The sequence below is a fragment of the Bradyrhizobium sp. genome, from assembly GCF_004799445.1.
In the GTDB taxonomy this organism is placed as follows: Bacteria; Pseudomonadota; Alphaproteobacteria; order Rhizobiales; family Xanthobacteraceae; genus Bradyrhizobium.
In genome coordinates this window covers 18,967-31,635 of the sequence record NZ_SSNA01000202.1, presented here as the reverse complement: position 1 = coordinate 31,635, position 12,669 = coordinate 18,967, and the positions used below count along the sequence as shown (strand labels likewise).

Below are 12,669 nucleotides of genomic sequence, written 5' to 3'. Positions count from 1 at the left end.
TGGATTGCGTCGCTTCGCTCGCAATGACAACTTCACCGCGGCCGGATTCGAGCAAATGGTCAAAGAATCGACGTCTCCCTCCGACAAGGCCGTGGCGCTGGCGCTGACACCTGTTTCACGTGAAACAGAGGCGCGGCTCGATCGCTACGTCGATCTGCTCAGGGAGTGGCAGGCCAAGACCAACCTCGTTGCGCCCTCGACATTGCCAAATCTCTGGACCCGCCACATCTCTGACTCGCTGCAGCTCCTGACCATCGCGCCCTCTGCGCGAATATGGGCCGATTTCGGCAGCGGCGGCGGTTTTCCGGGTGTGGTGCTGGCCTGTGCGCTGGCGGAAACCCCCGGCGCCATGGTGCACCTGATCGAGCGCAACGCCAAGAAGGCCGCGTTCCTGCGCGAGGCGCTGCGTATTACCCAGTCGCCGGGCGTCATTCACTTGGCTGATATCGGGGATAGTGTGGATAGAATCACAGGTCCCGTCGATTGCGTCACCGCGCGGGCGGTGGCTCCGCTACACCAGCTTATCGGCTTAGCGGAGCCGCTGGTGAAAAAGGGCGCGAAAGCGCTGTTTCTCAAGGGCCAAGATGTAGAGGCTGAATTGACCGAGGCCACTAAATATTGGAATATCAAACCGCATCTGCACTCCAGCCGCACCGGTGGACATGGCTGGATCGTCGAGCTCGACCGCATCGAACGGCGCAACCCGTCCGCACCAGACCAGGGCATCCGCGCATGACCGTAATTGATCATATATATCAAGAGGATAAGGCCCCACATCCGGCGGGCCACCCGCGGATCCTGGCGCTGGCCAACCAAAAGGGCGGGGTCGGCAAAACCACCACCGCCATCAATTTGGGGACGGCGCTGGCGGCGATCGGCGAGCGCGTGCTGATCGTCGATCTCGACCCGCAGGGCAATGCTTCGACCGGGCTCGGGATCGACCGCCGCAGCCGCAACTGCTCGACCTACGACGTGCTGATTGGCGAGGCGCCTTTGCGCGACGCGGTTGTACCGACGGCGGTGCCGCGGCTGCATATTGCCGCCTCGACGATGGATCTATCCGGCCTCGAACTCGAACTGGGGTCGACGCGCGATCGCGCGTTTCGGCTGCGAGATGCCATCGCGGCGCTTAACACCAACGCCACGCAAGATACCGATTACACCTATGTCCTGATCGACTGCCCGCCGTCGCTCAATCTTCTCACCGTCAACGCGATGGCGGCGTCCGATGCGATTCTGGTGCCGTTGCAGTGTGAGTTCTTTGCGCTGGAGGGTCTGTCGCAGTTGCTGCAAACGGTGGAGCAGGTGCGCACCACGCTCAATCCCAATCTGTCGATCCACGGCATCGTGCTGACCATGTTCGACTCGCGCAACAATTTGTCGAACCAGGTCGTCGCCGACGTCAGGCAGTTCATGGGGAGCAAGGTTTACAACACCATGATCCCGCGCAACGTGCGCATCTCCGAGGCGCCATCCTATGGCAAGCCGGTGCTGGTCTATGATCTCAAATGCGTCGGCAGCGACGCCTATCTCAAGCTTGCGACGGAAGTGATCCAGCGCGAGCGCGAGCTTCGCGCGCATTAGTTTTTATATCGTTTCCGGACCATCCGCTGCGGCGGATTGATCCGGAATACCGAGATGGTGAAACCAGTCCGTCTCGGACTCTTACCTGGAGATTCCGGGCTCGCCCGTTTCGCGAGCGCTCCGGAATGACAGCAGTGGGAGTTCCAGGCTGAAGTGAAACAGGAGCGCGTAAGTTGAATCCAAGGGAGCTGGCGATGGCCGACGAAGCGCGTTCGCGACTGGGCCGCGGTCTTGCAAGTCTGATCGGAGATGTCGGCGGCGAGGCCGCGCATCTGGACCGGCCGCGCGCGCAACGCAAGGTGCCGATCGAATTCCTCAAACCCAATCCGCGCAATCCGCGCCGCGAGTTCGCCGATGTCGAACTCGGCGAACTCGCCGATTCGATCAAGCAGCACGGCGTGATCCAGCCGATCGTGGTGCGACCGGTCAAGGGCGTGCAGGACCGCTATGAGATCATTGCCGGCGAGCGCCGCTGGCGCGCGTCGCAGATTGCCGGTCTGCACGAGGTGCCGATCGTTCCTGTCGACGTCAGCGATTCCGACGCGCTCGAGATAGCGATCATCGAGAACGTGCAGCGCGAAGATCTCAACGCGATGGAAGAAGCGCAGGGCTATCACGCGCTGGCCAATGAATTCAAACGCAGCCAGGAAGACATTGCCAAGATCGTCGGCAAGAGCCGCAGCCATGTCGCCAACATGATGCGGCTGACCAAACTGCCGGCCGAGGTGCAGGCCTATATCGCGCTCGGCCAGTTGTCGGCCGGCCATGCGCGGGCGCTGATCGGCGTGCCTGATCCGACGGCGGCTGCCAAACGCATCGTCGAGGAGGGCCTCAATGTGCGTCAGGCCGAGGCGCTGGCGCATGTCGAGGGCGTGCCCGAGCGCAAGCCGCAAAAGGCGCGCGGCGGCAAGGCGAAGGACCCCGATACGGTCGCGCTGGAGAAGCGGGTCAGCGATGCCCTTGGGCTCACGGTCAATGTCGATCACCGCGATCCCGGCGGCACCGTTCACATCCGCTACCGCAACCTCGACCAGCTCGACGAGATCGTGAGCAGACTGGAAGCGAAGGGCTGATCCGAACCTCGCTCCGCAAGAGCGGGGCGAGAGAGCAGAACATCAACCCCTTCGCCTCGCATTCACCGCGATCGACAGCAGCACGCGCTGCGCGATGACGGCGGCCAGCGGCGCCTGCTTGCGCATCTCGAGCGCAGCGGTTGCGAGTTGGTCGATGATCAGAATCAGCCGAGCCACATTGAAATTGCGCAGCGCGGTCTCGACATTTCCCTTGCGCGAAAAGTGCAACCGCGGAAATCCGCCGTCGAGCAACGCCGAGATTGGCGTTCCCTCGGCTACGGCGAGCGCGGACTTGTGCAACCATGCCGCATGGCGTTGGGCCGCGGCAATGATCATGCCGGGGTAGGTGCCTGCCACCATTGCCTTGGCGAATTCGGTTTCCACCACGCCGGCATTTCCCGCGAAGGCGCCGTCGACGATCGGGTCGATCTTCAACTCGGAGGCATCGGCAACGACCGCCATGACATCGTCGAGCGTGACCTCGCCTTGGCCGTGGGCGTAGAGCGCGAGCTTGCGCAATTCGTTGCGCGACGCCTGGCGATCGCCGCCCAGCAGTGCCGTCAGCGCGCCGCGTGCATCCGGCGCGATGCGCAAATTCGAGACCCGCAGTTCATCGTCGATCAATTTCGCAAGGTCGCGCTCGCCGTCGGGATAGCAGGCGATCGCAACCGCAGTCGGAGCGCGCTCGCAGGCCTTGCGCAGCGGCGATTCGGGCCTGAGCTCGCCAGCCTCGATCACGACGCGGCAATCCTTCAGCGGCGTCCCTGCCAGCGTGTCGACCCCGCTGGCAAAACTCCGCGAGCCGGCGCGGACCCTGATCGCGCGGCGACCGCCGAACAGCGGCATCGTCAGCGCTTCATCGACCAGGCGTGACGGCTCGGCAGAAAGCTCGTCGCCGTCCAGCCTTACCAGCGAAAACGGATCGTTGGGATCATCGACGGCGGACGCCAGCAGCGCGTCGGCGCGTTCACGCACCAGACCGGCATCCGGACCATAGAGCAGGATGATCGGACGGCCCGGATCGGGCCGCGCCAGGAAGGCGTCGATTTCTTTTCCGCGGAGCGCGACCATGACCAGACTTTGCTGAAGTTAGCTTTCGTCATTTCGGGATGGTCCGAAGGACCAGACCTCGGATGTGCAATTGCACATCGGGGAATCTCGAGATTCCGGGTTCACTCGCTACGCCCGCGCCCCGGAATGACGGCGTTTCAAGTGCCGGCGTAGAAGAACGACGCCAGCCGGGTCTGGATGTGTGCCGCGATTTCCTGACAGGCGCGATCCTCGGCGTCGCGGAAGGCGCGGGCACGAGCAAAGCGCTGGTAGCTGCCGGGAATATCGTAGGAAACGCGCGAGAACGTCGAGCCGGTCATCACCGATTTGTTGGTGGCGATCTCGATCAGATTGAACTGCGCATCGATGCCATAATTTTCGCTGGTCGGCAGCGCGGTGGTCAGATCGGTCATCAGCGAGGTACGGTTGGTCTGGAATCTGATCTCGAGCCGGTGGGTCGGCGGCATCCCGGTGGCGTTGCCGTAGAGTTTGAATGCCAGCGCATTGCGGATTTCCACCCCGAGCCGGGCGTCGCGCGAGGCATTGGGCTTGTCGACCGGCGGGAGATCCACCCCCATCAATTTTTCCCGGAGGCCGGGCGTGCCATCGACATGCTCGGCATACATCGGCTGAAAGCAGCCTGCCGTCAGCGCCGCAAGGGCGGCCACGGCCAACAGCCGAGCGGCGATGCGGGTCCTAGCCAACGACATTCACGATCCTCATGGGAACTACGATCACTTTGCGGACGGCATTGCCGCCCAGGGCCTGTTTTACCGCATCAAGGGCCAAAACGGCAGCCTCAATTTCCGGATTCTGGGCCGTGCGGGCCACCGTGACCTCACCCCGTTTCTTGCCGTTGACCTGAACCACCAGTGTCACGGCGTCTTCAACCAGCAAATCGCGTTCGATTTGCGGCCAATTCGCCTCCGAAACCAGCCCCGGCTGCCCCAGCACCGCCCAACACTCCTCCGCCAGATGCGGCATCATGGGCGCGAACAGTTGAACAAGGATGACTGCCGCCTCCCGAACCGCCCAGACCAGATCCGCAGAGGGCTCTCCCGGACGGGCCAGCACCTCGCCCAGCGCGTTGGAAAATTCCCGGATATAGGCAAGACAGACGTTGAAGTGCAGCTTTTCGATGCCGATGGAGACCTTGTCCAGTGCGCCATGGGCCGCCTTGCGCAGCGCCAGCGCGTCAGTGCCGAAGGCGGTGGGCTTCGCCGTCGGCACAGGTATCGCAGCTTTCCCGGCGATCTCGGCGGTTTCGTTGACCAGCCGCCACAGCCGCTGCACGAAGCGCGAGGCGCCCTGGACGCGCTCGTCGCTCCAGATCACGTCGCGATCGGGGGGCGAATCCGACAGCATGAACCAGCGCGCAACATCGGCGCCGTAGGTGGCGATGATGTCGTCGGGATCGACGGTATTGCGCTTCGACTTCGACATCTTCTCGATTGATCCAATGACGATCTCTTCGCCGCTATCGATCAGGCTAGCCCGCCGGCCGTTGGCACCGGTCTCGATCTTGACCTCGGCCGGCGTGACGTAACCGCCGTCGGCCTTCTGATAGGTCTCGTGCACCACCATGCCCTGCGTGAACATGCCGGCGAAGGGTTCCTCCATGCCGATATGGCCGGTGGCCTTCATGGCGCGGATGAAGAAGCGGCTGTAGAGCAGATGCAGGATCGCGTGCTCGACGCCGCCGATATATTGATCGACCGGCATCAGACGATTCACGACCGCGGGCGTGGTCGGCGCCTTCTCGTTCCACGGATCGGTGAAGCGCGCGAAATACCAGGACGAATCCACGAACGTATCCATGGTGTCGGTTTCGCGCACTGCCTTGGCCCCGCATCGCGGACAATTGACGTGCTTCCAGGTCGGATGGTGGTCGAGCGCGTTGCCGGGCTTATCGAAGGTCACGTCCTCAGGCAGGACCACCGGCAGATCCTTGTCCGGCACCGGCACGACGTCGCATGTCGGGCAATGGATCACCGGGATCGGACAGCCCCAATAACGCTGGCGCGAGATACCCCAGTCGCGCAGGCGGAAATTCACCTGTCGCTCGCCGACCGGCATATTGCCGCGCAGTTCTGCCTCCAGCCGCCTGGCGACTTCTTCCTTGGCCTGCGCGATGGTCATGCCGTCGAGGAAGCGCGAATTGATCATGCGGCCGTCGCCGTCATAGGCGGTGTCCGAGATCACGAATGTCTTGGGGTCCTGGCCTTCGGGACACACCACGGGCGTGTTGCCGAGCCCGTATTTGTTGACGAAATCGAGGTCGCGCTGGTCGTGCGCGGGACAGCCGAAGATCGCGCCGGTGCCGTATTCCATCAGCACGAAATTGGCCACGTAGACCGGCAGCTTCCAGCTGGAATCGAACGGGTGGATGGCGCGGATGCCGGTATCAAAACCCTGTTTTTCGGCGGTGTCGATAATTTCCTGTGCGGTGCCGATGCGTTTGGTCTCCGCGATGAACTCCGCGAGTTTCGCATCCTTCGCCGCGGCTGCCTGTGCCAGCGGATGATCGGCCGCGATCGCCATGAATTTGGCGCCGAACAGCGTGTCAGGCCGGGTCGTAAATATCTTCAACTCGGTCTCGCCTGAGGGCGTGGACGCACCGTCGAGCGCGAAGCGCACCAGCAGGCCTTCCGAGCGCCCGATCCAGTTGCGCTGCATCAGCCGCACCTTGTCGGGCCAGCGGTCCAGCGTATCGAGCGCGTCCAACAGCTCCTGCGAGTATTTGGTGATCTTGAAGACCCACTGGTTCATCTCGCGCTGCTCGACCACCGCACCCGAGCGCCAGCCGCGGCCGTCGATCACCTGCTCGTTGGCCAGCACGGTCATGTCGACCGGATCCCAGTTGATCTTGCGCTTCTCGCGTTCGGCGAGGCCCGCACGCAGAAAATCGTTGAACATCTTCTGCTGGTGTTTGTAGTAGCTGGGGTCGCAGGTCGCGAATTCGCGTGACCAGTCGAGCGACAGCCCGATCGAGCGCAGCTGCTTCTTCATCGCCGCGATATTGTCGTAGGTCCATGCCTTCGGCGCCACCTTGCGCTCGATCGCGGCGTTTTCCGCCGGCAACCCGAATGCGTCCCAGCCCATCGGGTGGAGCACATTAAACCCCTTGGCGCGCATGAAGCGCGCCAGTACGTCGCCGAGGGTGTAGTTGCGGACATGCCCGATATGGATGCGCCCGGAAGGATAGGGGAACATCTCGAGCACGTAATATTTCGGCCGCGGATCGTCGTTTTTGGCGGCGAAGATCGCCTTGTCGTCCCACTGGCGTTGCCAGCGCGGCTCTGATTCGCGTGCGTTGTAGCGTTCGGAGGTCATGGAATCGTAAGGGCTTTTCGTGGATTCGGGGCCGGCAAAAGGCCGGCGGACTAGGCCACAAAAGCGGCTTGGGGGTCAACGGGTCGGGCTGTCGACGTGTCCACTGTCCTCCCGGCAGCCGGGAAGAGGAAATCTAACTCGCCATCGCGATCGGTCCGCCGCCGTCGGTGGCCGGCCCAAGACCCGGCTCGCCAAGACCGTGCTCGACCACGGCGTTGCGGCCCTGACGTTTGGCGGCATAGAGGGCGGCGTCGGCGGCTTCGATCAGGTCGCCCGGGTGCTGGCTGTCGTTCGGCATGGCGCTGGCCACGCCGACGCTGACCGTGACGGCCTGATGGCTGGAGGTGGCATGGGGCATCGCGAGGTCCTGGACGGCCGCGCGCACCAACTCGCCGATCTCCAGCGCCCGGCTTGCGTCGGTGTTGGGCAGCAACAGACAAAACTCCTCGCCGCCGTAACGCCCGGCGAAGCCCATGGTCTCGGCGGCAATGGCGGCCAGCGTTTCGCCGAGCCGGGAGAGGCAGGCGTCGCCCTCGGGATGGCCGTAGGTGTCGTTGAACAGCTTGAAGTGATCGACGTCGATCATCAACAGCGACAATTCGCTGTGGTATTGCTGGGCCTTCATCCATTCGAAATCGAGCCGGCTCTGGAATCCGCGCCGGTTGGCGAGGCCGGACAGCATGTCGATTGAGGCCATCACGGTCAGTCGGTCATTGGTGGCGATCAGTTCCCGCTCGCGTTCGGCGAGCTGGGCCGCCATCGCGTTGAGTGCGCGGGCCAGCGGAACAAATTCAGCGGGCAACCGGCTGCGCGCCGTGCGCGCCGACCATTCGCCCTGGCCGAAGCGCTGCGCCATCGCCGCTATCGTTTCGATCGGCCGGATGATGAGCTTCTCCGCGGCGACCAGGGCGCCAAGCAGAACGAACAGGCAGACCAACCCGAGCTGTAGATAGGCGCTGCGAATCTCGCGGTTGATGTCGGCAGATACCTTGGCTTCGTCAACGCTGACGATCAGGTGCGATTGCGTGCCGGAAATGCGGGAAAAGTCGACGGTCCGCTCCGAACCGTCAGGCGCCGTGAATGAAGACGCCCCTTCCGCCTGGTCCGAACCGACTACTCTTTTGGCGATGGGAAATAACATCGGCAACGTATTCAGCGCGCGGCCGACCACGTCGGCTTGATCCTCGGGCGCTGCCAGCACGACTCCCGCGCTGTCGACCATCACCGCCGAGATCCCGGGCCGTCCGCCGAGGTTGCTGATGAACTTCGATACCCAGTTGAGATCGACGCCGGCGACGACAACGGAATCCGCATCGTCATCGATGGCGGATACCGGATAGGCTGCGATCATGATCGGCGTGTCGTCGGATTTGGCGAGCAGAAAGTCGCTGAAAACAAAGTCGCGGGTTTGCTGCGCCTTCTTGAAAGAGTCGCGGTCGCTCAGATTTTGGCCGACCAGCGTGCTTTGCGTCGAGCAATGGACCCGTCCATCCCCGCCGGCAATCGACAGGCTGCGTATCCACGGCAGATTGACCGGGAGACTGGCGCGCAGGAGGTCGCAACTGCGAGCCGCGCCTCCCACCGATGCCCGGATAAAGGCCGTGGACTTCAGGATCGTCTCAACCGACGAGATCACTTCCCGTAATGTATTGGCGCTGCGCTGCGCGAGGTCTTTCAATTCGACGGATACGGCCGCAACCTGTCTGGTACGTGTGCCCTCGAGTGAACGGGCGCGTTCCAGCATCAACGGCGCCACCAGGATCAACGCCAGCAACGCCAGCCGCGCGCGGATTCCGAGAAGCTTCTTGAGCTTCACTTTCTTGCGGTTGAAACTGACGCCCAACATGCTAGTCCCCGACCCCGTATGCAGAGTAGAAGAAAGGGTTCAAGGAGCCTTTCCCGAACTCGGTAAAATTGGAACTATCCCGCAAATTTGCGAATCGGCAGGTGACATGACGACCGAAAACTCTTCTCCGCTAACCGCGCGTTTACCAAACGGGCTTTCCGCGGTGGAACAAGACATCGCGCATGCGTGCAAGGAGGCGCGCCGGGATCGGTCGTCGGTCACGCTGGTCGCCGTCTCCAAGACCTTCGATGCTGATGCGATCGTACCGGTGATCGAAGCCGGACAACGCGTATTCGGCGAGAATCGCGTCCAGGAGGCCAAGGCAAAATGGCCAGGGTTAATGTCAGCTTACCCCGGCATCGCCTTGCATCTCATCGGGCCGCTGCAATCCAACAAGGCGAAGGAGGCGGTGGCGCTGTTCGACGCGATTCACTCGGTCGACCGCCCGAGCATTTGCGAAGCCCTGGCCAGGGAATTCGATTCTCAACAACGGCGGCCTCAATTGTTTGTCCAGCTCAACACCGGCGAGGAGCCGCAAAAGGCCGGCGTCGCGCCGTCGGAGGCGGACAGCTTTATCGCGAGCTGCCGCGAGAAATACCGGCTGCCGATCTCCGGGTTGATGTGCATTCCGCCGGTCAACGACGCGCCGGCGCCGCACTTCGCGCTGACCGCGAAGATCGCCGCGCGCAACGGCCTGAACAATCTGTCGATGGGCATGAGCGCCGACTTCGCGATCGCAATCGCGCTCGGCGCCACTCATGTGCGCATCGGTTCGGCGATTTTCGGGAAGCGGTGAGCTGCTTTGTCCGCGCTCCCCGTCGACGTCATGGCGGTTTTATTGACGTAGACGTGAAGTTGATGCGGGCCTCATCCAATCACGATCCTGGTCTGCGGCCCGAGCCGCGGCAGCAGCCGCAGCATTGCCGATTTCGTCATCGATACGCAGCCCGCCGTCGGGGAAAAATTCTCGCGCGCCAGATGCAGAAATACGGCGCTGCCGAGACCGGCGACGCGCGGACGGCTGTTGTGATCGATCTCGATAATGAAATCATAGAGATGGTCGCCGCGCTGCAGCCGATCGCCGCCGTGATCCCGATCCAGCCGTACCGGCTGGTTGTAATGACGGCTGTCGGGGTCCTCGCACCAGGCGTCCTCAGGCCGGATCGCACGAATCGGCAGAAAAGTATGCGGCCGCGGGTGACGGTCGGCGCGCCACCACAATCGCCGCGGCCGGAAGGTGCCTTTTGGGGTCCCGCCGTCGCCCTCGCGCTTGTTGGCGATGATGCCGCCGCGCCCAAGTGCGACCGGGATCGTCTGACCGCCGGCTGTGAGCCAGCCCCGGCAGGGAGCGCCGGCGGCGGGGCGAATTCGCATCACGGACAGCGGCCGATCACGCAAATTTGTCGAGTAAGCGGTTGAAATACCGGAAGTTTCCATGCGACTCGGGAGTCTCCCCCATGGTCTGGCCGCGCCTTAACCCATTCCCCGGCATTACAGGACATTCATCTGAATGCCTGCGAATTCTGGAGTAGACTATGTCTCGACTTGTGAATCTCTAACAGTTCCCTACGTCAAGACGCACGAGACCTGACGAAACCCGACTTTGCCGACCAAGTCCCGGCCCGAGCCGTTTTGGCTGGCGCCACTGCTCCCAGAGGATTGAACCCATGCCCAACGCCCGCAAGATCCTGATCGTGGATGACGATACCGATCTGCGCGATACGCTGGTGGAGCAATTATCGCTACACGACGAATTCGAGGCTTCCGCGGTCGACACCGGCGCCAAGGGCGCTACCGCGGCCAAGGCCGACGCCCCCGATCTTGTGCTGATGGATGTCGGGTTGCCCGATACCGACGGCCGCGAAGTCGTGCGCTCCTTGCGCAAGGGCGGTTTCAAGGCTCCCATTATCATGCTGACCGGGCATGATACCGATTCGGACACCATTTTGGGACTTGAATCGGGCGCCAATGATTACGTGGCAAAGCCGTTCCGCTTCGCAGTGCTGCTGGCGCGGATTCGGGCGCAGCTCCGTCAGCATGAAGCCAGCGAAGATGCGGTGTTTTCGGTCGGACCCTATAGTTTCCGGCCCGGCTCCAAGATGCTGACCGGCGCCAATGCCAGGAAAGTGCGCCTGACCGAAAAGGAAACCGCGATCCTGCGGTTCCTGTATCGCGCCGGCCAGTTGCCGGTATCGCGCGAGACCCTGCTGCAGGAAGTCTGGGGCTATAATTCGGGTGTCACCACGCACACGCTGGAAACCCACATTTATCGGCTGCGCCAGAAGATCGAGAAAGACGCGGCCAATCCCGAGATATTGGTGACGGAAGCCGGTGGCTACAAGCTGGTGCCGTGATACGATTCGATCGGCGATTCGTATTCGCGCAGCTGGTTTTTCATGTCGATCGAAGATGATGTTGCCCTGCTTGAGCGTGTCCCGACACTACGCCTGTTGGGGATGGCGGCATTGCGCATGCTGGCGATCGGCTCCGAGCAGCGCGATGTCGCGCGCGGCGACGCACTCTTCAATGCAGGCGATGATGCCGATGCCGGATTTGTCGTCCAGCGCGGCGCGTTTCGTATTGAAGACGGCAATGGCGCGGCGATCGTCGCTGGCCCGGGGGCATTGATCGGCGAGCTCGCGCTTATCACCGCGATGCAGCGGCCCTCCAGCGCGATCGCGCTGGAACATTCATCGGTGATTCGGGTCGCGCGCAGCCTGTTCCAACGTGTGCTGGAGAGCGATCCCGCTGCGGCGCGCCGGCTACGCGATGAAATCGCCAACCGCACCAGCCAGATCGCAAGCGAGATCCTGATGGCGGGCGCGAAGCTGAGTATCTAGCCAGGCATCGTCCCGGCTTTCGCGGGGGTGACCGGCCAGAATTCACACCTCCAGTGTCACCGTCACCGGCACGTGGTCGGACGGCCGTTCCCAGCCGCGGGCGTCGCGCGCAATCCGGAAATCGCTGACGCCGTCCTTGAGCGCGCGCGATACCCAGATGTGATCGAGCCTTCGGCCGCGATCCGCCAGCGTCCAGTCCGCGGCGCGATAGCTCCACCACGTATAGACTTTCTCAGATGACGGAATGCGGTCGCGCGCGACGTCGACCCACTCGCCCTGGGCCTGCGCCGCCAAAAGCTTTTCGCATTCGATCGGGGTGTGCGACACGACTTTCAACAATTGCTTGTGCGACCAGACGTCGTTGTCATGCGGCGCCACATTGAGATCGCCGACCAGGATATGGCGATCATCGCCGCGCGGATGCAGCGGCTCGCAGGCCTTCATCTCGTCGAGAAAACGGAGCTTGTGCTCGAATTTTGGATTGAGCGCGGGATCCGGAATGTCGCCGCCGGCCGGGACGTAGAAGTTGTGCAGCACTAGAGGCTTTGACAGCTGTGCCCTGTCGCCGAACTCGACCGAAATGTGACGCGAATCGATCTTGTCGCAGAAGGTGCGAATATCGGTCTTCTCGAACGGCAGTTTCGAGATCACGGCGACGCCGTGATAGCCCTTCTGCCCATTCAGCGCGATGTGTTCATAACCGAGACGCCTGAAGCGCTTCAGCGGAAATGCATCGTCGATGCATTTGGTTTCCTGCAGGCACAGCACATCAGGCCGCGCAGATTTGATGAATTTCGCGACGAGATCGATGCGCAAGCGCACCGAATTGATATTCCAGGTTGTCAGGGAAAGGCGCATCGGGACCGGCAATAGGGGAAGAGATGCGGTGATGACGCACGTCTTCGTCCCGCAATCAAGAATGATTTTCCGGAGCATGACCCGG

12 protein-coding genes are annotated in these 12,669 nt (G+C 62.6%); 6 read left to right on the top strand and 6 right to left on the bottom strand.

All coding sequences use genetic code 11. The features are described 5' to 3' along the window. The first annotated feature begins 55 nt into the window (after window positions 1–55). The 3 genes from rsmG to E8A46_RS25960 all read left to right on the top strand — a co-directional run bounded on the left by rsmG (window position 56) and on the right by E8A46_RS25960 (window position 2,657). Window positions 56–736 carry a 16S rRNA (guanine(527)-N(7))-methyltransferase RsmG gene (rsmG, locus tag E8A46_RS25970; protein ID WP_291567322.1) on the top strand — a complete coding sequence of 227 codons (681 nt, stop codon included), beginning with the start codon at window positions 56–58 and terminating at the stop codon, window positions 734–736. After that, on the top strand, window positions 733–1,584 hold the full coding sequence (locus tag E8A46_RS25965) for a ParA family protein (protein ID WP_291567320.1): 852 nt from the start codon (window positions 733–735) through the stop codon (window positions 1,582–1,584). Before rsmG ends, E8A46_RS25965 begins: the two co-directional genes overlap by 4 nt. A gap of 194 nt (window positions 1,585–1,778) precedes the next feature. Beyond that, complete coding sequence (locus tag E8A46_RS25960) at window positions 1,779–2,657, top strand: ParB/RepB/Spo0J family partition protein (protein WP_291567318.1); 879 nt, start codon at window positions 1,779–1,781, stop codon at window positions 2,655–2,657. Between the two features lie 42 nt (window positions 2,658–2,699). On the opposite strand, the gene holA is transcribed toward E8A46_RS25960, so the two are convergent. The 4 genes from holA to E8A46_RS25940 form a co-directional block, all read right to left on the bottom strand. After that, complete coding sequence (gene holA / locus E8A46_RS25955) at window positions 2,700–3,728, bottom strand: DNA polymerase III subunit delta (RefSeq protein ID WP_291567316.1); 1,029 nt, start codon at window positions 3,726–3,728, stop codon at window positions 2,700–2,702. 137 nt (window positions 3,729–3,865) lie between these two features. Next, window positions 3,866–4,417 (bottom strand): LPS assembly lipoprotein LptE, encoded by a 552-nt coding sequence (gene lptE, locus E8A46_RS25950; protein ID WP_291567314.1) that lies wholly within the window; start codon window positions 4,415–4,417, stop codon window positions 3,866–3,868. After that, window positions 4,404–7,040, bottom strand: coding sequence for a leucine--tRNA ligase (gene leuS / locus E8A46_RS25945; RefSeq protein ID WP_291567312.1), 2,637 nt, complete (start codon window positions 7,038–7,040; stop codon window positions 4,404–4,406). The genes lptE and leuS overlap by 14 nt, the downstream gene beginning before the upstream one ends. 133 nt (window positions 7,041–7,173) lie before the next feature. Continuing rightward, window positions 7,174–8,886 (bottom strand): diguanylate cyclase, encoded by a 1,713-nt coding sequence (locus tag E8A46_RS25940; RefSeq protein WP_291567310.1) that lies wholly within the window; start codon window positions 8,884–8,886, stop codon window positions 7,174–7,176. 106 nt (window positions 8,887–8,992) lie between these two features. On the opposite strand from E8A46_RS25940, the gene E8A46_RS25935 reads away from it, so the two are divergent. Further along, window positions 8,993–9,682: a YggS family pyridoxal phosphate-dependent enzyme gene (locus tag E8A46_RS25935; RefSeq protein WP_291567308.1), complete on the top strand. Its 690-nt coding sequence runs from the start codon at window positions 8,993–8,995 to the stop codon at window positions 9,680–9,682. Window positions 9,683–9,753: 71 nt separating this feature from the next. Here the strand turns inward: E8A46_RS25935 and E8A46_RS25930 are convergent, their stop codons facing one another. Then, complete coding sequence (locus E8A46_RS25930; protein WP_291567306.1) at window positions 9,754–10,323, bottom strand: L,D-transpeptidase family protein; 570 nt, start codon at window positions 10,321–10,323, stop codon at window positions 9,754–9,756. A gap of 230 nt (window positions 10,324–10,553) precedes the next feature. Between E8A46_RS25930 and E8A46_RS25925 the strand changes: the two genes are divergently transcribed. Both E8A46_RS25925 and E8A46_RS25920 read left to right on the top strand, forming a co-directional pair. Next, window positions 10,554–11,240, top strand: a complete 687-nt coding sequence (locus tag E8A46_RS25925; RefSeq protein WP_291567305.1) for a response regulator transcription factor — start codon at window positions 10,554–10,556, stop codon at window positions 11,238–11,240. Between the two features lie 42 nt (window positions 11,241–11,282). After that, complete coding sequence (locus E8A46_RS25920; RefSeq protein ID WP_291567303.1) at window positions 11,283–11,726, top strand: cyclic nucleotide-binding domain-containing protein; 444 nt, start codon at window positions 11,283–11,285, stop codon at window positions 11,724–11,726. A 42-nt stretch (window positions 11,727–11,768) separates the two neighbouring features. On the opposite strand, the gene E8A46_RS25915 is transcribed toward E8A46_RS25920, so the two are convergent. Continuing rightward, window positions 11,769–12,584, bottom strand: coding sequence for an exodeoxyribonuclease III (locus tag E8A46_RS25915; RefSeq protein ID WP_291567301.1), 816 nt, complete (start codon window positions 12,582–12,584; stop codon window positions 11,769–11,771). Between the last annotated feature and the right edge of the window lie 85 nt (window positions 12,585–12,669).